An 18,965-nucleotide genomic window follows, 5' to 3' on the forward strand; every position below is an offset into this window, starting at 1 on the left:
AGGCTAATTTTTGTAATCTTGATGTATAAGAATTAGGATTGTTTAATTGATTTTAATGAATTAATTATATTTCTACCGTAAAAAAGGATAAAGTAAATTAGTGTAACATTTATAAAGAAATAAAGTATATTAAAGTGAATTTGAGTAATGCCATTTTTAGTAAATAAAGCAATTGCGGATGATAACTCATACTCACCGATGTAACTTATAAAGGGGAATGGGGCTCCAAATTTGTTAGAATCATAAGATGCAAAGAAGATGGACAATACGCTCATTATAATGCTAATCCATAACAACGCCTTTTTGTTTGTACCTTGCATTAAGTCATCGCCTTTTTATATTTTAACTACCCAATATAATTATTATATCGTAGAAAGTGGAGTGTGGTAATGTTTTGGGAATTTTTATTGAAACATTATCCAAAATGTTTATTGTAATTTAAATAAATATCGTTATTAAAACAGCTTTTGACAATTTGATAAATGATAAAGCACTGTTTATTTTCTGAATTGTTGGAAAGGTAATAAATTGGTATAATGGACTGAATTGGTTAATGAAGGGGGATTTATGATGAAACAGATGACTGAACGTAAATTAATGAATGCTTGGAGAATTTATACATTGTAGGAGGCACTATGCTATTAAATAAACAAGGTTTTGATTTATGGGCCGAAGGATATGATCAAACGGTTCAACACAGTGAGGAAAAGGATCAATATCCATTTGCAGGCTATAAAGCGATTTTAAATAAAATTTTCAATGAAGTGATGGCTGTTCCTGCTTCCACTGTTTTAGATATTGGCTTTGGTACAGGGATATTAACGGCGAAGCTTTATGAACATGGGCATTCAATTTATGGCTTTGATTTTTCAGCGAACATGATTGCCATTGCCAAGGAAAAAATGCCAGAGGCTCACTTAATGGAGTGGGATTTAATGAATGGCTTGCCACAGGAGCTATTGCAGCAGCCCTATGATGCGATTATTAGTACGTATGCGCTCCATCATTTTACAGATGAGCAAAAGGCTTTGTATATCACACAATTATTACAGCACCTATCACCAACAGGGAAAATTTTAATTGGCGATGTAGCTTTCCAGACAAGAGAGCAGCTGGAGCAATGTCGTCAAGATAGCAAGGGATACTGGGATGAGGATGAATTTTACTTTGTCCATGAGGAGCTAAAGGTCGCCTTACAGGAAATTTGTGAGTTAACCTTTTACCCACTATCGCATTGTGGTGGAGTTTTTGTGATTAGTCGGAAGAATATAAATGCTGATTAGTGATCCCGTATATGGGGAGTTCGAAATAGATGGTTTGTTAGAGGAATTGATTGTAAGTAAGCCAGTTCAACGCTTAAAGGAAATTCATCAGGCTGGGGCAGGCTTTCTAGTAAATAGCAGGTGGACTATTTCAAGATTTGAGCATTCTGTAGGTGTCATGCTGCTTATTCGACAGTTTGGCGGTTCATTGCAGGAGCAGGTGGCAGGTTTATTACATGATGTGTCCCATACCGCTTTTTCCCATGTTGTGGATGTGGTCCTTGAAAATGAGGCGGAAGATTATCATGAAGCAATATTCATGGATGTTATCAAACAGTCTTCGATACCTGCGATTCTTGAAAAATATGGCTACGAGGTAGAGAACATACTTGATACATCCAGATGGTCGTTACTTGAACAACCTGCTCCAGCATTGTGTGCGGATCGTATAGATTATACATTAAGAGATATGTATTTTTATGGAAATTTAGCCTTGGAAGATATCCAAAAATTTTTACAGGACTTATTCGTTTTTCAGGGGAAATTGTGTGTTAAAACGATTGAATGTGCAGAATGGTTTGTAAAAATTTATTATCAGGAAGTGTTAGATTTTTTCTTGCACCCTTTAAATATCTATGCGACTAGTTCGTTAGCGAATGTATTAAAACTGTCGCTAGCAAAACAAATTCTAACGCTTGAAGATTTCCTAAAGACTGATCATGAGGTATTGCAGCTGGTGAAGGATTCACATGATCGAGACGTTCAAGCTCTTTTACAACAATTACATGAAAATGTAGAGGTAAGAGAAGAACAAGAGAATCATGACATTCATTTTCGTAATAAAGTACGACTCATCGATCCAGCTATTTATCATCAACAGCGACTATGGAAGACGAGCGAGGTATCTAACCAAGTTCAAGGAATGAATGTCTGTGCTTTGGAAAGATTTGAGCAGGGTGTTTATGTGAAAATAATCAAAGGGTAGGCAATCATTGAGGAGCTGTCAAAAGGCAGCTCCTTTTCTTTAGGCAAACATGGATAAAATATATTTGCAGAAAGCATAAATAGGGCATAGATAGCGAGCGCGCTCATAACAGAAATGCTTGGTTTAAACCAGCCTGTCAGGAGGAAGGGGAGCGCAGTAAATAATAGCATGCCAACCGCTCCAAATACCGTGTTTTGAAGAACAGTATGAAAGGTATCTTCTTTCATATTTTGTGCCACCTACTAAAAAATAGAGAAAGTATAACATAGGATGCCCTCAATTAAATTCAGAATAGAGTAATAGTACTGTAGAACGTAAGTGTTCACAAGTACCCATTGATACGATTTAGCAAGAAGCGTAGAAAGATAGATGTTTATGAAAAATAGATAGAATTTTTGGGAGGGGTGAGTAGTGATGGTTATCGAAATCTGAAAATATAAACTTTAACGAGGTAGCTTTTAATATATCGTGATATACGATATAATCGTGTGTAACGATATATTAAAGGAGCTATTACAATGATTAAAGATATAAATGATTATTTTACAACGATATTCTATCATCTACATACAACCCATGAAGATGTTATTTCCCATCAAAGTGTGCGTATTTTGCAAATGATTCAAAAGGAAGCGGAAGTGACGGTGCGTGATATTGCAGGGTTACTAAATATTTCTCCTAATACGGCATCAGAGCATGTGAAAAAGCTAGAGCGTCATGGCTGGGTGATGAAGGAGCGTGCAAGTGACGATCAGCGTAAGGTCATGCTACATTTGACAGCAGAAGGGCTACAAGTGTTGAAGAAAAACTCGGAGCTAGATGATGATAAGCTACAGCAAGCCCTTAATCAGCTAACTGAGCAGGAGCAGCAAGCCATTCTACAGGCGTTTCGACGTCTAAGTGAGGTGGCAAAATAATGTATACATTCTTTAAAATTTTGAGTTCAGCAGCCATCATTGGCGTTGTGACAGAGGTTGCACGTCGATTCCCTACCTATGGAGGCATTATTGCTGCGTTGCCATTGGTGAGTATTTTAAGCATTATTTGGCTGACCGTGCAAAGTGAGTCGAGTGAGCATATTCAACGCTTTACAGTAGGCGTTATCGTTGGCTTGCCTGCAACGATGTGCATGCTATTTGTGATTTACATGGCGATGAAATCCTCCGTACATATTGTACTAGCTATTGGTCTTGGTGTGCTGTCCTGGGCTGTATTTTTAGGCATACAAAAAGCGATTGCAGGGGTTTTTCATATTTCCATTTAAGAAGGAGTTTATAACATGACGATTATTGCCATACATGAAGTACCAAAACAAACTGTAAGAGAATTTTTTCAGGAGCATTGGGGTTCAACGGAGATGGTCATTTCCAGTGGCATTTATGACTGTAGTGATTTAGCGGGCTTTGCTTTTATGAATGAGCAACAAATGATGATCGGTTTAATCACCTATATCGTGCGAAAAGAGGACGGTGAAATCATTTCTTTAGATAGTACGGTTGAGGGGAAAGGCATCGGTTCTGCTCTTGTGAATGCGCTAGAGCAAGCAGCAATGGAGCAGGGCTGTACAAGCATATCACTTATTACAACAAACGATAATTTACATGCATTAAAATTCTATCAAAAACGTGGCTATTGTTTAATAGAAATACTACGTAATGCAGTTGAAAAAGCAAGAGCCTATAAACCTTCTATCCCGCTCATTGGTAATGATGGTATTCCAATACGAGATGAAATACGTTTACAAAAACAACTTGACTGTCAATAAGTCAGGTTGTTTTTGCTATACTGGTGAGGAGGAAAGAGAGGGAAAGTATGAAAAAAATACTATTTATTTTACTACTGAGTGTGCTTGTGGTCGGAGCAATCTTTATGATTTATCTTAAGAGCAATCCACCACTTGTTATTCAAAGCTATACCAGCAAACAAGGCAATGAAGCAATCAAAATCATCGCACTTGAAAATACAGGGTTGCGTGAAATTAAGCTGAAGCAAATACTGGTGAATGATCAGCCTTCTGATAGCGCGAAGCTTGTAATAAGTAAGTCAGAACCGTTTGAGGCGGAAACAAAGCTAGAGGGAAATGATCAACTATCTTTTCATAAATTAGCACAGCGAACGATCGTACCTCAAAGATACATAAATCAACAAGCTATTGGTGAGCAGCCGCAGCATTATGCTGTTCAAGTTCAAGCGTCTAACAACCAGAAAGTAACGATACACTATGAATACTTAAAAATACCTTTTACGCTTACAGTTGAGCTTCAAGCCAATAAATAATCGCTTTTTGTCTTATCCTTTATGCCTGTGTCAATTCCTAAGATTGTTTGGTGAAAAGCTCCTATCTCTCCTAGAACATGGTAATATTGTATTAACAGCAATTGTGATACTAGGAGGGACCTAATGGCATTTATCATCTTGGGTATAGTACTATTTATCTGTGTTATCACTGTGGCTTTAGTGTTTATGAAAAAGCTTTCGAAAAATGATATTATGCTTGAAGTGACAGCCACTTGTGAAGGGAAAAATGAAGACAATCAAGCGATTATGAAGATATATTTTAGGTATTCCATTGGACGTCTTGCCAGAAGGAAACGAGAAATGATAGGCAGTATTGAATGGTCTGAAGGGTGGATGCCTGTCAGCTATAATTTAAAAGAACATGGCGTGTATGATGAAGAACGACTTCTGTATGCGACGAATGAGCAAACGTATTCCACCTTTGAAATCAATGCGACGAATGCGCTTGATGAGCAAGGACGTGGAGAGGGCTACGTGGTCCTTGTATTGGAAAAGCCAAATACCTCTCATATGTCCCGAGCGGGTGTTATTCTCGCTGTGACAGCCAATATGGTTACATATCAATTATCAGACTCCGCTAGCTGGCACAATGATATGCTAGCGAACTAGCTATCCAATGTTTTGGATAGCTTTTTTTGGTATTTACAAGTAAAAATAGGCTGTTTATGGAACCAATTGAGGAAAATAACGTATAGAAAGAAGAAGGACTTGCAGGAGGAAGGAGGATATAGATGTCCGAACAACATAGCAAATACAATGATTCAAGGCTTGTCACAATAGATGAGCAAATATGTGCACTTTTGCAGCAACGAAAAGAGCAAGCTGCTCATACTCCAGGCTTGCCTTCGGATGATACCATTTCGAAATGGGCACAGCAATATGGTTTCGATGATACTTTTTTAGCGTTGTTCTTCCAGTTGATTAAATCAGAAAAATACTATACTTCAAAGGTAGAACCATCAGGCTTCCGTCACTATATCCCTATATTGAAAACGGTAGAAAAGGGAGAGCGTTTGTATACGGTTTCTTATGTTCGTCAATATGACAATGCAAGTGTAGTACAATTATTAATCGATTGGGATGAGCAGCAAGAACCTCAGCTAACGATTCAGCAAAAATTACAACGAAATCATTTTGGTCTATACATTGATGCGTCCTATGAATGCCGAAGTAAAGGTACAGGTGGCTCAAATGGACATGAAAGCAGTACGTATGTGGTGACACCACCCTTGCCAGATGATTTAAGGGGACTTCACTTTGTTTTTACAGAATACGAGGATGCCTTTGAAGAAAAGCCGACAGGATGGGCTGTCACCATACAAGGTTAGGGGGATATTTAATGAGAAAATGGATGTTTTCACTTGTCCTCATCATCCTATTGACAGCTTGTCAAAGCCCCAAGCAGGAGATACATTATATCGCCAAAAGTGAGCATTGGAAAGCCATCTATCATAGTAATGGTGAGGTGGGCTTACGCTTATTTTATCTGGGAGATGATGATGATTTGGGGCCTTTAGAAATTACGATTGAGGGGACAAAAGAATCCCAAAATTTAAGTGATGTTCAGTTAAATAAAGATGGCTATTATTCCTTCACAAAAAAAGAAAGTGAGAAAATCTTTAAACGAGAAACAAAGCCAATGATCCATGTAGAATGGCAATCTGAAGATGAGACCTTAGAAGTGAAAAATTATTAGGAGGTAATAATAAAATGCGAATTGAACAGCGCGAAGATATAGTGATTATTGATGTGCTAGAGATCAGCGGTACGATTCAAAAGAATCAACAATGCCCGAGTTGTCAAAATTCCATCATCTATGATGACACGTTCGATAGTTATTTTTGTGCGATGTGTAATGAGTGGCAAGAGGCGGCATGTGATGACCCGAATTGTCACTACTGTGTACAACGTCCAGAACGTCCATTGCAAGTCCGTCGCTAAATTTTTTCATTTTTAGGGTTTGACAAAGAATTCACTATTCGTTATAGTAATTAACAATTTCATACAAAATGAAATGGGCAATGATAAGGACAAGAGATGCGATTAACCATTTTTAGAGAGGGAGGCCTTGGCTGCAAGCTTCCTAATGTCGTAATCCCATCTTACTACCTTGGAGCCGTGCTTGGAAACTTGCACCGTTTTTTGCGGCGTTACTGCAAATTCAATGAGCCACTAGCTTATAAACTAGTGGGAATTTGGGTGGAACCACGGGTAAACAACACATACTCGTCCCTTAGTAGGGACGGATATGTGTTTTTTTTATCTACACAATTATGCCAAGGTGTAATTGATTTTATTATTAAAAAGGAGTAGAGAACATGTCAAATCAACGTATTCACATTCAATTTCCAGATGGCCAACAACAAGCATTTACAAAAGGTGTGACACTAACCGATATTGCACAAGCGACTCGTCCAGAGCTTCGCAAAAAGGCAGTCGCAGGGAGTGCTAATGGAACCATCATTGATTTGACGCGCCCGATTATGGAAGATGCACAAATTACATTGTACGATGCAAGCTCCAAGGAAGGGATCGAGGTCATTCGCCATTCTACGGCCCATTTATTCGCTCAGGCAATTAAACGACTTTACCCACATGCACAATTTGGGGTAGGACCAGTCATTGAAAATGGCTTTTATTATGATATAGATATTGCCGATACACTGACACCGAGTGATTTGCAGCAAATTGAAAAGAAAATGAAACAAATTGTTCAAGAAAATATACCGGTTCATAGACGCGAGGTTTCACGTGAAGAAGCGAAGCGATTATTCGCCCATGATGCGTTAAAGCTCGAACTGTTGGAGGCAATTCCTGCAGATGAGCTAGTTACGATTTATGAGCAGGGAGAGTTTTATGATTTATGTCGTGGTCCACATGTCCTGTCTACAGGCAAATTACAGCATTTTAAATTAATGCATGTGTCAGGCGCTTACTGGCGAGGCGATAGCAATAATCAAATGCTTCAGCGTATTTATGGCGTTGCCTTTGCGACAAAGGAAGAACTTCACGATCATTTTGTCTTTTGGAGGAAGCAGAAAAACGGAATCATCGTAAGCTAGGAAAAGAGTTATCGTTATTTATGTTTTCAGAGGAAGCACCTGGCATGCCCTTCTATTTAGCCAATGGTCAAATTTTACGCAATGAACTAGAATCGTATTTGCGACATTTACAAGCAAAATATGATTATAGGGAAGTACGAACACCGCTGATGATGAACCAACGCTTATGGGAGCAGTCAGGTCACTGGGATCATTATAAGGACAATATGTATTTTACACAGGTAGATGACCAAAGCTTTGCCTTAAAGCCGATGAACTGTCCTGGGCATATGCTGATTTTCAAAAATGCCTTACATTCCTATCGAGATTTACCAATACGTATGGCAGAATTTGGGCAAGTGCACCGACATGAGTTTAGTGGTGCCTTGAATGGTCTGTTACGTGTACGAACTTTTTGTCAGGATGATGCCCATATTTTTGCCACACCGCAGCAAATTGAGGATGAAATTGCACTGGCCTTAAAGATTATAGATGAAGTGTACAACGTCTTTGGATTTGCGTATACGATTGAATTATCGACACGACCAGATGATTATATGGGTGATTTGGCACTGTGGGATCAAGCAGAAGCAGCACTTGAAAATGTCCTAAACAATTTAGGCATTGCCTATACAATTAATGCAGGGGACGGGGCTTTCTATGGACCGAAAATTGACATCCATATTAAAGATGCGATTCAGCGCAGTCATCAATGCGCAACGGTTCAGCTTGATTTCCAGCTACCAGAGAAATTTGATTTAACGTATATTAATGAGCACAATGAAAGGGTGAGACCTGTTGTCATCCATCGTGCAGTGTTTGGCTCAATTGATCGCTTCTTAGGTATTTTAATCGAGCATTTTGGCGGAGCATTTCCAACTTGGCTGGCACCACAGCAAGTCCAAGTGATTGGGGTAGCAGAGGCACATCAAGGCTATGCCAAGCAAGTTGTTGAAGCTTTACAACAGGCAGAAATCCGTGTGCAATTAGATGATCGCCAAGAAAAGCTCGGCAAAAAGATACGAGAAGCCCAATTGCAAAAAATACCATATATTGTGGTTATCGGTGATCGTGAGGTTGCCAACCAAACTGTAGCTGTTCGCAGACATGGTCAGCAAAATTCCACTGATAAGTCACTACAGCAATTAATAGTAGAAGTCACAGCAGCCATTCAACAAAAAAGTTTAGCTTAATTCAAGTAAAGAAAGCTTGCGATGCATGTTCGTCATTCATCGCAAGCTTTTTAAATGTTAAGAAATTTTTACTTCTATTTTTTTGAAATGACTACTAGAATCTACATGGTGTGCATATAATGAATTAAAGGTGCTTGGAACTTTCTTGAAAATGCGAATGTCCCAGTATTACTTCTTGTGTTTCAGCGTCGATGACAAGAAATTTGCGATAGGATTCATCGGTATTGTGCTGAAAGGATGCTAAAAAATAAACTTGTCGATTGGGATGAATAAAAGTATGTTGAGAGAGGTCTATTGTTTCCTGTTTACCATCTGTTTGTAAATAAAAACGTTTTGTCGCATTTGCTACATCTTTAAAAGCCATCTTTTGACGAATATTCAATGAAGCATTGGTATATTCCTCATAAATCGCACGATTAAGCTGCTGATAAAATTTGTCCTCATCACGAAACGATTGAAATTGGTTGTTTGGATATTGATATAGTGTATTTATTTCAGTTGGTGTGCAAAGTGTGGGTGTTGTATGGTCTACTGAATGTTGAGGTGGCATTAATATTTTGGAAACAACCATAAAAGTTAAGATGAATACGTGCATCATTCAACCTCCAAATGTTTTCTTATCAAAAACATCGCCTACTTTTTCATTCTCTATACATTCTGAGAAATGGCTAGGTGAATGCATGTATCATCCCTGATAAAACCAGCCAATAAAACATGGCCTGGCTTTATCATATCTATACTTTCTTCTATTATATGCCTCGTTATGATTAGGAAGCTTGTGCTTGTTTTAAATATCTATTAAGTAAGACATCCAATTCTTGACTGTAATCTACTACAATAGGGTGGGTGAAACCAAGATCCTTTGCTTTTTTATACATAATTCTTCGTTTGATCTCAATTTCCGCCTTCAAGAATTGTTTAAGTAATAAGTTAACCAAGATATTTTCCTCCTAATTTTTTATCCATATTCTTGAAATAAATTTTTATGACCTCGATTCAACTTTTTCATTGTATATCACTTATATTAAAAAAAATGTCATATTGTGTATCGTTTCTCAAATTCGTAATTTAGTCATAGATAAGGTACTTCATACTATTTAGATTGATTGAAATTTTTTATGTATTATAGATAAAAATTACTGTGTAATTCCCCTTTTATAGAATTTAATACATGACTTAAAACCCTATTCATGCGCTGGATAGGGTTATTCACATTCTTTGTTTTAGAAAATATTAAGGGGAAAACAGAGCGGTATTAAGTCTTTTATACTAAGAAAAAAGTTGTGATTGGAGATTGAATTTTCCGATAATTAAGCGCGGAATTCATATCTTGTCACATTTTAGCAAATTCCCTTTTTTGTTGTTTAGAAATGGGGACATTTCATTGTCTATGGTGAAATGTTGAGAATTTTTGAAATTAATGGAATAATGGGTAAGAGAAGAGGTGATGAAGCGAATTTATCTTTGGAAAAAGAGAGACCTATTAAGCTTTCTTAAAGGCCGGTAAGATTCGTCTTTTACAAACCTCTTCAAATAGAGGAAATACTGCTCATTATGTTTGATTTAGTGGAGGAACCTCATGATTTGCAATGACTGATAGCCATGATGCATTTCCCCACAAAAGAATTGTTTAAGCAATACTTAACGGATTCAATTACGTATTTTCTTATAGATTTTATGATCGAATAGCTATTAATGAATCGAGCACCCCTGATTTACAGGTCGTTCAACTGGAAATTTCCGTTGGGAGTCAGCGCTACAGCAAAACATACACCCTGCAATAGCAAGAGGAAATTTGGTAGATTCATTTAGTTAATATTAAAGAGGAGAAACAGATGACTGAAATTTATTTTGTTAGACACGCACATGCTCATTATTCAGAGGATGAATATCATCGTCCACTATCTGCTCAGGGACAAAGGGATGCAGAGCGTGTCACAAATCTTTTGAAGCATTATCGAATCGATGCCGTTTATGCTAGTCCCTATCGAAGAGCCATTCAAACAGTGGAGGGGATTGCACAGGCGCGTCATTTACCCATCCAAACGATAGATGCTTTAAAAGAAAGACAACTTGCTACTGGGAAGCTGGAGGATTTTCATGCAGCAGTGCAACGGGTGTGGCAGGAGCCAAGCTTTGCATGGGCAGGTGGAGAGTCCAATCAACAGGCGATGGCTCGTGCCATTCCAAGTTTGCAGCGCATCCTTCTTACTCATCAAGAGGAGTCTGTCGTTATCGGTACACATGGTAATATCATGGCATTGATGATGCAATATTTTGATGCCCAGTACGATTATGCATTTTGGCAAACGTTAAGTATGCCAGATATCTATCGATTAGCCTTTCAAGGTCTATCCTTACAGGAAGTAACACGCGTGTGGCAAGAGGACTGAACAAAAAAAGAGATACTACAGCGATCATAGTATCTCTGTTGTGCTATTTAGTTAGTTCCTCTCCCATTCCGAGCGTAAGAGGCCAAATAAAACTACGTCATGGAATGTACCGAAGCGGAAGATTTCTTGGCGTAAAATGCCTTCTTTTGTGAAGCCACATTTTTCATAGGAGCGAATAGCTGCTGGATTAAAGCTAAAAACCTGAAGCTTGATTTTCTGAATAGCTATATATTGGAAGATAAAATCAATAAGCGTTTTCATTGCATCCGTGCCATAGCCCTTGCCGTGCCACTCTTTCCCAATTGAAATGCCCACTGAGCAAGTGCTATTTTGCCAATTCACTGCATAAACGCCACAGGAGCCTATTAACTGATGTGACGCTTTTTCATAGATACCGAAAAAGTATTCCTCCTTCTTTCCGCTGATACTGTTAAAGAAAGCGGTGTGATCCTCTACAGTTTGTGGAAAGGGAATCTCATCATTAGCAAGTAGTAAAGAGGTGAATTCGCTTTCGATTGCTATAAAAGCCTCTAGGTCAGCAGCAGTCATTTGCTGTAAAGTGATCGATTGCCCTGTTAAAAATGTTGTCAAATAGTTTTCCATTATTATATTCTCCCTTGTATAAGGGCTGCAAGTAGCGTTACAACCCTACGATTGTTGGTAATATTTTCACGTCTACTGCATCTTTCACACTCATAAACCCACCCCTTTTTTGTGCATACTTCCATAGTAGCATGAGGGACTAAGAGAATGGAAGAAATTATGCTAAAATATGTCATAGTTAAAGAGAGAGAGGGATTAAGATGCGCACAACATATTTTGCGAATTTATTACAATACTTACCACAAGAAGAGCAGCAACAATTACAACAGGCTTTTGGTGCTTCAGAGGCACAAATTCAGGCCTTGTTAGAAGTATTTCCGAACTGCCCACAAGTTTTGGTGGAGCTATTACAGGATGTCAATGGTACATATTATTGTCAGCATGGGCAAGAAACGATCTGTGTTCTAGTGCTAGGCTCTGATTTAGGGGATTATCCATATTATTTAAAGTCGGTGGAGCAAATCGTGAAAGATTATCATGACAAACGTGAAACAATTTATGAGCGCTATCAGGAATTTTTAGCGTATGTGGAAGTAGATGAAAAGATTAATATGCATGTCCCGTTAAATGAACGGCTCTGCTTTGCAGATTGTATGAATAATGGGGGAACATCAAGCCTATATATTGATTTTACGCCAAATGAAGCGGGACAAGTTGGCCAGGTGGTTCGTTATGTACATGATCCTGATAGCTTTGAGGTGATTGCAGCTTCGTTTGAGGATTATTTACAGCAACTTATAGAGGGAGACTATGAATTCACCGCTATTTACGAGGAGGAATTCGAGTGACTATGCAGCTCATGTTCTATGAGGACAAAGCACAAAATTTAGTAGAACAATACACGCTAACTAAAGAGCAGCTACGCTATACAAAGTCTCCAAAAGAAAGCATTGCACTTGCTAAGCAGGATAATAGTCGGCATGCCATTTTAGCAATGGACAGTAACAAGCTAGTCACGTTCTTTGTCTTACATGAAAAAGAAGGGGTGATGCCTTACTCCTCCAATGAACAGGCGCTATTAATCCGTTCCTTTTCCACTGATTTTTATGAGCAGGGCAAAGGCTATGCCAAGACAGCACTCCAATTATTGCCTGACTTTGTTCGCAAGCATTTCCCATACATCAATGAGCTGGTGCTTGGGGTCAATGTACCAAATAGAGCTGCTCAAGAACTTTATAAGCGATGTGGCTTTGTCGATGAAGGCAGACAGGCAATGGGACTTCGAGATGAGCTAAAGGTGATGAGCTATTATATGAAGGAGGCTGAAAATTGAGCCACAATGTAATTGAAGCAAGAATGGAGCATTTACAGGCGCTTTGTACAATCGATCAAGAAGTGATTGGAGATTCATCCAGAGTGGAAGAAATTCAGCAAGCTATTAAAGAGAAACGCTGTTTGCTATACCAATCCACCGATACCGTTGGGGGGTTTTTGTTATTTAGCAATGACTTTTTTGGCTATAGCTTTATTTCCTTAGTCATTGTCAAGCCATCCGAGCGCAGACAGGGGATCGCTTCTGCCTTAATGATCGCTTATATCCAAATGGCTAAAACAGCAAAGGTTTTCTCCTCTACAAATCAGTCCAATAGGCGTATGCACCAGCTTTTTCATAACCTAGGCTTTGTCAAAAGCGGTTTTATCGACAATTTGGATGAGGGAGACCCAGAAATTATTTATATGAAACAAGCCTCACCACAAACATAGGGTGAGGCTTTCGTTTATTTTTTCGCTTTGATGAATAAAAAGGATGGCCTGCGTAGCTCCTTTTCAATAGAAGGAAGCTGTTGAATGGCTGCTGTGCTTGGAATTGGTTCTACAATACTATCAATCGTTAATCCATGAGCAATCAATGTATTGACCAGCGTCGCTATGGTGCGATGATATTTAACAACACCATCCACCAACCATGTTTGCTCACGCAAGCCTTCTTCCTGATAATGATCCACAGCGTAATGTAGACGTTGAAGATTGTCGTCATATACCCAATTATCATCCGTTGTATGACGAGCTGTAGCAATAGGATGCTCCACCGAGAAAATAATTACACCGTTAGGACGAAGCATGTGAGCAATTTGACCAATGACCGCATCGAAATCTTTGACATAATGAAGAGATAGGGAGCTGGTTATACAATCAAAGCTAGCCGAAGGAGCTTCATAATCCTCTATTGCCTGTAGCTGATAGTCAATTTGTGGGTGGGCATGCTCCTGTTTAGCGACGGACAGCATATTGCTCGAAACATCTAATGCGGTTACGTGCTTGGCTTGATGGTCGATACAATACTTGGCGAAATCCCCCATACCACAGCCAATATCGAGTACCTGTAAATTTGTCAAAGGTGGAAGTAAAGCCTTCATCGTGGGCTGCTCCAAAAGACGGTTATAATTAGTTTCTTTTTGTCTCAATGTCTTGTAGTGATGAAAAAATATCGGATTATCATAAATATTTTGTTTCATTAAAAGCCTCCAGTTTATGAAACATAACGTTATGTCATTTGTGCGCATCATTATTGTCCCATGTAGATAGAAAAAGAAATAGACTTTTATTACAATTTTTTGTAAGATGTAGATAGAGGCATACCATTTTTTGATACAGTCGTTTTCCATTTAATGGGGTATTTTATCGTTCCCTCTACATAATGATTGATCCTACCAAGCACATCCTCATTTCTATGTCATAAAAATGTAACAATTCGAAAAAATAAATATATTTAAAGGGAAAACATGGCACTTCTCACACGCTATAACGTTCTTAGTATTTGGAAGCATATTCCGAAAAAGAGACGTTGGAGGGATTCTATTGAATCAAGAAAGTTTATTATCCATTAGTAGCAATGCCTTATTTATTGCCTTTATTCTACTACTCATTGCTATTGTGCCATTAGGGCTAGCAGTCAAATCAAAGAGAAAAACATTCGGTAAGCTAGGCCTATTGCTCACTTATATAGCCTTTGCCCTACAGCTCGTGTACTTTGTTGTCAGATGGGTGGCGGTTGACCATGCGCCTGTCAGTAATATGTATGAATTTATGACGTTCTTTGGCATCATGCTTACAGGAAGTTACTTAATTATCCATTTCTTATATAAGCAAATCGTGGTTGGCTTATTCACTATTCCTGTATCCTTAATCATCCTTGGTTATGGAAGCGTTTTTGCGAAGGAAGTATCGCCGCTTGTTCCATCATTACAAAGTCACTGGTTAACGATTCATGTCATGACTGTGGCCTTTTCTAGTGCCATTTTATCTGTATCCTTTGCTACAGGTTTAATTTATTTATTAAGAACGCTGGATGTTTCCAAAAAATCTATCAGTACATATGGGCTTGAGTTTGTATTGTATTGTTTGGTGGTTGTCATTGGCTTTATCGGCGTATCTACTTTTTTCAGCCTTGCCACAGAAGAGGTGCAGGTACAATTCGATAATGCACAGGGACAGCAGGAAAAAGCTACTTACTCCATGATGCCCCTGATTGTAAGTAAAGGAGCCGTCACCGAAAAGGGCGAAGCAATCGGTGGTGTGGAAATCACAAATAAAATAGATGCCAAGAAATTAAACTCGATTGTCTGGGCATTTATCGTGGGGACTATTTTATATGGTGTCATTCGATTCATCACAAGAAAATCAGTGAGTGCCTTATTAAAGCCATGGACAAGCCGCGTACAGCCACAATTAATGGATGAAATTTCCTATCGGGCTGTTGTTATCGGCTTCCCATTATTTGCATTAGGTGGCCTGCTATTCGCCATGATTTGGGCGCAAATTGCCTGGAGTCGCTATTGGGGCTGGGACCCGAAAGAGGTGTGGGCATTAATTACCTTTTTATTCTACGCTGCCTTCCTCCATTTCCGCCTATCCAAAGGCTGGGAAGGGGAAAAAACAGCCTGGTTGGCCATTATCGGCTTCGGCATTATTGTGTTTAACCAAGTATTTGTCAATCTAGTCATTGCCGGCTTACACTCCTATGCCTAGCTAAAAGGGGGATTCGTGACTCCAAAGTGATCCTGAGTGAGAAGGAGCCCGCTCCAAAGTGAGAGGAAAACGCTCAAACTAGTCAGGTGACCGCTCCAAAGTGAGGAGAAAGCGCTCAAACTATTCAGGAACCCGCTCCAAAGTGAGGAGAAAGCGCTCAACCCAGCAAGGAAGCAGCTCCAAAATAACTGAAAAGTGCTCAAACTGATGAGTGAATCGCTCCAACGAGTGAGAGAACCTCTTAGCTTTGGCCATCCTTTTCTTCTTATTAAAATATTCAACCGAAAAAAGCATTACGAAATGCATTGAGCACTTCGTAATGCTTTTTATTAATTATTTTTTGAGAAATAGTCTAGCGTTGCTTGACCTAAAACGTTGGCGGCAATTCGTAATGAGCGCTCGTCGATATCAAATTTCGGGTGATGGTGTGGATAGACTTCCTCCCAATCAGGATTTTTTGCCCCTGTGAAGAAAAACGCACCGGGGATTTCCTCTAAGAAATAGGCAAAGTCCTCACCGCCCATATTCGGATCAACTATTTCAACCGTCTCAACATCTGCAATTTTCTCTGCGGACGCCATTATATGCTCAGTCTCTTCTTCATGGTTTACAACAGGCGGATAGCCTCGCACATACTCATACTCGTAATCGGCTTTTGTTAAATAACAAGTTGCCTTTAGAAGCTCTTCGATTTCATGCTCTAACAAACTACGCTCCTCCTCGTGAAAAGTGCGTACCGTACCCTTCATGTACACTTGATCAGCAATGACGTTGAAAGGATTTAATGCCTCAATATGCCCAATTGATACTACTGCTGGACGTAATGGGTTGATGCGACGTGCCACAAGCTGCTGTAAATTTGTAATAAACTGAGCTGCAAGGACAATGGAATCCTTGGTGTCACTTGGGTTTGAACCGTGGCCACCCTTGCCTTTTATCGTTATATAGATACCATCTGCTGCAGCCATTAATGGTCCTTTAGCTGTTTGCACTTTACCAAGATCAGTTGGTGCCCATAAATGTGTCCCAAAAATAACATCTACACCTTCTAAGCAGCCATCTCTAATCATCGAAATAGCTCCACCTGGCGCAAGCTCCTCAGCATGTTGATGAATAAAGACGATTGTTCCTTCTAAATCATTCTTCATTTGGTTAAACGCCTTCGCTAAGATTAATAGTGAAGCTGTGTGTCCATCATGGCCACAAGCATGCATACGCCCTTTAATTTTTGATTGGAAAGGTAAGCCAGTTTCTTCCGTAATGGCTAAAGCATCAAAGTCTGCACGCAACGCAACTGTTTTCCCTGGTTTCCCACCAATTAGCTTTGCCACAACTCCATTGCCACCTACACCTTCACGAACCTCATGACCTAACGCGCGATGAAAGGCAGCAATGGTTTTTGGTGTTTCTACTTCCTCAAAGGAAAGCTCAGGATTTTCATGAAAATGACGACGAAGCTGTATTGTCTCTTCTTCATAATGTTTTAATAAATCTGCTAACTGTTGTTGTAAAGTTGTCATTCACTAACACTCCTTATTTTAAGTAAATATAATCTCCAGGACCAAGCGGTAAACCGAATAGGAACCAAATGGCGAAGAGGATAATCCAACCGATTGCGAAAAACACCGAGAACGGCAATAAAGAAGATATAAGCGTACCAATTCCGATATTTTTATCATAGCGCTTTGCAAATGATAGTAAAATCGCGAAATACGGTAACATAGGGGTAATTGGATTTGTAATCGAATCCCCTACACGATAGGCCATTTGTGTAACCGCTGGGGAATAGCCCAAGTATAAGAACATTGGTACGAAAATTGGTGCAAGTAAAGCCCATTTTGCAGAAGCACTGGCGATTAATAAGTTGACAAAGGCACAAATTAAAACAAAACCTATCATCATTGGTAAACCTGTAAAATTTAATGCCTGTAAAAGCTCTGCACCTTTAATGGCTAAAATAGAACCAATATTGCTCCAATTGAAAAAGGCAATCATTTGTGAAGCGGCAAATGCTAATACTATAAATGGTGCCATATCTGCAATGGATTTAAAGATTTTCTCTGCAACTTCCTTATCGTTTTTAACCTCCTTCGCTGCAATCCCATAGGCAAGGCCTGGTAATAGGAAGAAGAATAACATGATAGGGACAATGCCTGCCATGAAAGGTGAGTTTAAAAAGCCACCTGTTGCAGGATCACGTAAAAGACCGTTCGATGGTATGACTGTAAAAGCAATGACTAAAATATAAACTAGCGTTACGATTCCAGCCCATTTTAAACCTCTCTTTTCTAAAGCTGTCAATGGCTCTAGCTTTTCAATTTCACCATGGAACGAACCAAAGCGAGGCTCTGTAAACTTCTTTGCAACCCACGTACCAATAATGACTAATAAAAACGTCGAAGCAATTAAGAAATAGTAGTTCATCGTTGCGCGACCAGCGTACGCTGGATCTGCTATTTGTGCTGCTGATTCTGTAATCCCCAATAATAATACATCTAGAGAGCTAATTAATATGTTCGCACTGAAGCCCCCGCTACAGCCGCATATGTAATAATTAAGCCTGCTAATGGATTTCGACCAATACTCATAAAAATCATGGCAGCAATTGGTGGTAAAATGATAAATGCCGCGTCAGCAGCTAAGTTACCAACTAAACCTGTAAAAATGATAAAAGGTACAATTAATTTTGTAGGTGCTGACATCACAATTTTCTTCATGACAGCTGAAATTAAACCTGTTTGCTCAGCTAAACCAATACCAATCATTGTCACGATTACTAGCCCTAATGGAGCGAAGCCTGTAAATGTTGAAACCATCTGCGTTAATATTAAGATAAGCCCTTCTTGACTTAGCAGATTTTTTACTTGAATGACATCTTCGGTCCCAGGTTGAACTGCTGAAATACCCAGCATGGATAAAACCCATGATAAAACTAGTACTACACCTGCTAGAATAATAAATAACGTGATCGGGTCTGGTAGCTTATTACCTGCACGCTCGATTTTATCTAACATGTTATCAATCCAAGATTTTTTCTTAATTGTTTGTGAATTCCCTTGCATAAATTTCATCTCCTTTTATACTTTATTAGACTTAACCTTTAAAAATCCAATGTCTTTATTTTAAGACACTGAAAATCTATGTCCTTTATACAAAGAAACCATATTTTCTGACTATTTTCAATATTTATTTTTTATTAAGGAGCTATATGTATGTATAAA

Annotated in this window: 21 protein-coding genes and 2 pseudogenes; 16 read left to right on the top strand and 7 right to left on the bottom strand. The window is 38.9% G+C overall.

Annotation, left to right across the window (positions count from 1 at the left end):
- Nucleotides 1-635 precede the first annotated feature (635 nt).
- Complete coding sequence (locus NP781_RS09050; protein WP_257522071.1) at nt 636-1,283, top strand: class I SAM-dependent methyltransferase; 648 nt, start codon at nt 636-638, stop codon at nt 1,281-1,283.
- Nucleotides 1,273-2,247 carry an HD domain-containing protein gene (locus NP781_RS09055; RefSeq protein WP_257522072.1) on the top strand — a complete coding sequence of 325 codons (975 nt, stop codon included), beginning with the start codon at nt 1,273-1,275 and terminating at the stop codon, nt 2,245-2,247. Before NP781_RS09050 ends, NP781_RS09055 begins: the two co-directional genes overlap by 11 nt.
- On the opposite strand, the gene NP781_RS09060 is transcribed toward NP781_RS09055, so the two are convergent.
- A complete protein-coding gene (locus NP781_RS09060; RefSeq protein ID WP_257522073.1) occupies nt 2,223-2,474 on the bottom strand; it encodes a hypothetical protein in 252 nt (83 codons plus the stop codon). The two genes, NP781_RS09055 and NP781_RS09060, sit on opposite strands and share 25 nt — an antisense overlap.
- Nucleotides 2,475-2,765: 291 nt before the next feature.
- Here NP781_RS09060 and NP781_RS09065 point away from each other — a divergent pair, with 291 nt between their 5' ends.
- The 9 genes and pseudogenes from NP781_RS09065 (at nt 2,766) to thrS (ending at nt 8,779) form a co-directional block, all read left to right on the top strand.
- Entirely contained in the window at nt 2,766-3,164 is a 399-nt protein-coding gene (locus NP781_RS09065; RefSeq protein WP_131520412.1) for a MarR family winged helix-turn-helix transcriptional regulator, read from the top strand.
- Nucleotides 3,164-3,511 (top strand): DUF3147 family protein, encoded by a 348-nt coding sequence (locus NP781_RS09070; protein ID WP_016993931.1) that lies wholly within the window; start codon nt 3,164-3,166, stop codon nt 3,509-3,511. The genes NP781_RS09065 and NP781_RS09070 overlap by 1 nt, the downstream gene beginning before the upstream one ends.
- 15 nt (nt 3,512-3,526) lie before the next feature.
- Nucleotides 3,527-4,012, top strand: a complete 486-nt coding sequence (locus tag NP781_RS09075; RefSeq protein WP_257522074.1) for a GNAT family N-acetyltransferase — start codon at nt 3,527-3,529, stop codon at nt 4,010-4,012.
- 47 nt (nt 4,013-4,059) lie between these two features.
- Entirely contained in the window at nt 4,060-4,524 is a 465-nt protein-coding gene (locus tag NP781_RS09080) for a hypothetical protein (RefSeq protein WP_257522075.1), read from the top strand.
- Between the two features lie 123 nt (nt 4,525-4,647).
- Nucleotides 4,648-5,154 carry a hypothetical protein gene (locus tag NP781_RS09085; protein ID WP_257522076.1) on the top strand — a complete coding sequence of 169 codons (507 nt, stop codon included), beginning with the start codon at nt 4,648-4,650 and terminating at the stop codon, nt 5,152-5,154.
- Between the two features lie 122 nt (nt 5,155-5,276).
- Complete coding sequence (locus NP781_RS09090; protein ID WP_257522077.1) at nt 5,277-5,873, top strand: hypothetical protein; 597 nt, start codon at nt 5,277-5,279, stop codon at nt 5,871-5,873.
- 11 nt (nt 5,874-5,884) lie between these two features.
- Nucleotides 5,885-6,241 (top strand): hypothetical protein, encoded by a 357-nt coding sequence (locus NP781_RS09095; RefSeq protein ID WP_257522078.1) that lies wholly within the window; start codon nt 5,885-5,887, stop codon nt 6,239-6,241.
- A gap of 14 nt (nt 6,242-6,255) precedes the next feature.
- Nucleotides 6,256-6,486 (top strand): hypothetical protein, encoded by a 231-nt coding sequence (locus NP781_RS09100; protein ID WP_257522080.1) that lies wholly within the window; start codon nt 6,256-6,258, stop codon nt 6,484-6,486.
- Nucleotides 6,487-6,863: 377 nt separating this feature from the next.
- Nucleotides 6,864-8,779 (top strand): annotated as a pseudogene (gene thrS / locus NP781_RS09105) (threonine--tRNA ligase).
- A 124-nt stretch (nt 8,780-8,903) separates the two neighbouring features.
- On the opposite strand, the gene NP781_RS09110 reads toward thrS, so the two are convergent.
- Both NP781_RS09110 and NP781_RS09115 read right to left on the bottom strand, forming a co-directional pair.
- Complete coding sequence (locus tag NP781_RS09110) at nt 8,904-9,374, bottom strand: hypothetical protein (protein WP_257522081.1); 471 nt, start codon at nt 9,372-9,374, stop codon at nt 8,904-8,906.
- A 172-nt stretch (nt 9,375-9,546) separates the two neighbouring features.
- A complete protein-coding gene (locus NP781_RS09115; RefSeq protein ID WP_004230265.1) occupies nt 9,547-9,717 on the bottom strand; it encodes an aspartyl-phosphate phosphatase Spo0E family protein in 171 nt (56 codons plus the stop codon).
- An 897-nt stretch (nt 9,718-10,614) separates the two neighbouring features.
- Between NP781_RS09115 and NP781_RS09120 the strand changes: the two genes are divergently transcribed.
- Nucleotides 10,615-11,172 carry a histidine phosphatase family protein gene (locus NP781_RS09120; protein ID WP_257522082.1) on the top strand — a complete coding sequence of 186 codons (558 nt, stop codon included), beginning with the start codon at nt 10,615-10,617 and terminating at the stop codon, nt 11,170-11,172.
- Between the two features lie 51 nt (nt 11,173-11,223).
- Here the strand turns inward: NP781_RS09120 and NP781_RS09125 are convergent, their stop codons facing one another.
- Nucleotides 11,224-11,775, bottom strand: coding sequence for a GNAT family N-acetyltransferase (locus NP781_RS09125; protein WP_221682307.1), 552 nt, complete (start codon nt 11,773-11,775; stop codon nt 11,224-11,226).
- Between the two features lie 200 nt (nt 11,776-11,975).
- On the opposite strand from NP781_RS09125, the gene NP781_RS09130 reads away from it, so the two are divergent.
- Genes NP781_RS09130 through NP781_RS09140 form a run of 3 tightly spaced genes read left to right on the top strand, consistent with a single transcriptional unit; the run spans nt 11,976 to nt 13,479 of the window.
- Nucleotides 11,976-12,563 carry an SMI1/KNR4 family protein gene (locus NP781_RS09130; RefSeq protein WP_221682306.1) on the top strand — a complete coding sequence of 196 codons (588 nt, stop codon included), beginning with the start codon at nt 11,976-11,978 and terminating at the stop codon, nt 12,561-12,563.
- Nucleotides 12,564-12,565: 2 nt separating this feature from the next.
- Nucleotides 12,566-13,048, top strand: coding sequence for a GNAT family N-acetyltransferase (locus NP781_RS09135; protein WP_373880552.1), 483 nt, complete (start codon nt 12,566-12,568; stop codon nt 13,046-13,048).
- A complete protein-coding gene (locus NP781_RS09140) occupies nt 13,045-13,479 on the top strand; it encodes a GNAT family N-acetyltransferase (RefSeq protein ID WP_221682304.1) in 435 nt (144 codons plus the stop codon). Before NP781_RS09135 ends, NP781_RS09140 begins: the two co-directional genes overlap by 4 nt.
- Nucleotides 13,480-13,493: 14 nt before the next feature.
- On the opposite strand, the gene NP781_RS09145 is transcribed toward NP781_RS09140, so the two are convergent.
- Entirely contained in the window at nt 13,494-14,231 is a 738-nt protein-coding gene (locus NP781_RS09145) for a class I SAM-dependent methyltransferase (protein WP_257522084.1), read from the bottom strand.
- A 343-nt stretch (nt 14,232-14,574) separates the two neighbouring features.
- Here NP781_RS09145 and ccsB point away from each other — a divergent pair, with 343 nt between their 5' ends.
- Nucleotides 14,575-15,744: a c-type cytochrome biogenesis protein CcsB gene (gene ccsB / locus NP781_RS09150; RefSeq protein ID WP_112118749.1), complete on the top strand. Its 1,170-nt coding sequence runs from the start codon at nt 14,575-14,577 to the stop codon at nt 15,742-15,744.
- Nucleotides 15,745-16,073: 329 nt separating this feature from the next.
- Here ccsB and NP781_RS09155 read toward each other — a convergent pair whose 3' ends face one another.
- Complete coding sequence (locus NP781_RS09155; protein ID WP_221682302.1) at nt 16,074-17,264, bottom strand: amidohydrolase; 1,191 nt, start codon at nt 17,262-17,264, stop codon at nt 16,074-16,076.
- Between the two features lie 13 nt (nt 17,265-17,277).
- Nucleotides 17,278-18,806: pseudogene (locus NP781_RS09160) on the bottom strand (AbgT family transporter).
- Between the last annotated feature and the right edge of the window lie 159 nt (nt 18,807-18,965).

This window comes from Lysinibacillus sp. FN11 (genome assembly GCF_024628845.1).
In the GTDB taxonomy this organism is placed as follows: domain Bacteria; phylum Bacillota; class Bacilli; order Bacillales_A; family Planococcaceae; genus Lysinibacillus; species Lysinibacillus capsici.

Excerpts from the sequence above, each read along its gene's own strand:
- NP781_RS09085 (WP_257522076.1), top strand. The coding sequence starts at position 4,648 with ATGGCATTTATCATCTTGGGTATAGTACTATTTATCTGTGTTATCACT.
- NP781_RS09075 (WP_257522074.1), top strand. The coding sequence starts at position 3,527 with ATGACGATTATTGCCATACATGAAGTACCAAAACAAACTGTAAGAGAA.
- NP781_RS09110 (WP_257522081.1), bottom strand. The coding sequence starts at position 9,374 with ATGCACGTATTCATCTTAACTTTTATGGTTGTTTCCAAAATATTAATG.
- NP781_RS09155 (WP_221682302.1), bottom strand. The coding sequence starts at position 17,264 with ATGACAACTTTACAACAACAGTTAGCAGATTTATTAAAACATTATGAA.
- NP781_RS09125 (WP_221682307.1), bottom strand. The coding sequence starts at position 11,775 with ATGGAAAACTATTTGACAACATTTTTAACAGGGCAATCGATCACTTTA.
- NP781_RS09070 (WP_016993931.1), top strand. The coding sequence starts at position 3,164 with ATGTATACATTCTTTAAAATTTTGAGTTCAGCAGCCATCATTGGCGTT.
- NP781_RS09135 (WP_373880552.1), top strand. The coding sequence starts at position 12,566 with ATGCAGCTCATGTTCTATGAGGACAAAGCACAAAATTTAGTAGAACAA.
- NP781_RS09060 (WP_257522073.1), bottom strand. The coding sequence starts at position 2,474 with ATGAAAGAAGATACCTTTCATACTGTTCTTCAAAACACGGTATTTGGA.
- NP781_RS09090 (WP_257522077.1), top strand. The coding sequence starts at position 5,277 with ATGTCCGAACAACATAGCAAATACAATGATTCAAGGCTTGTCACAATA.
- NP781_RS09080 (WP_257522075.1), top strand. The coding sequence starts at position 4,060 with ATGAAAAAAATACTATTTATTTTACTACTGAGTGTGCTTGTGGTCGGA.
- NP781_RS09130 (WP_221682306.1), top strand. The coding sequence starts at position 11,976 with ATGCGCACAACATATTTTGCGAATTTATTACAATACTTACCACAAGAA.
- NP781_RS09050 (WP_257522071.1), top strand. The coding sequence starts at position 636 with ATGCTATTAAATAAACAAGGTTTTGATTTATGGGCCGAAGGATATGAT.
- NP781_RS09095 (WP_257522078.1), top strand. The coding sequence starts at position 5,885 with ATGAGAAAATGGATGTTTTCACTTGTCCTCATCATCCTATTGACAGCT.
- NP781_RS09100 (WP_257522080.1), top strand. The coding sequence starts at position 6,256 with ATGCGAATTGAACAGCGCGAAGATATAGTGATTATTGATGTGCTAGAG.
- NP781_RS09120 (WP_257522082.1), top strand. The coding sequence starts at position 10,615 with ATGACTGAAATTTATTTTGTTAGACACGCACATGCTCATTATTCAGAG.
- NP781_RS09145 (WP_257522084.1), bottom strand. The coding sequence starts at position 14,231 with ATGAAACAAAATATTTATGATAATCCGATATTTTTTCATCACTACAAG.
- NP781_RS09065 (WP_131520412.1), top strand. The coding sequence starts at position 2,766 with ATGATTAAAGATATAAATGATTATTTTACAACGATATTCTATCATCTA.
- NP781_RS09055 (WP_257522072.1), top strand. The coding sequence starts at position 1,273 with ATGCTGATTAGTGATCCCGTATATGGGGAGTTCGAAATAGATGGTTTG.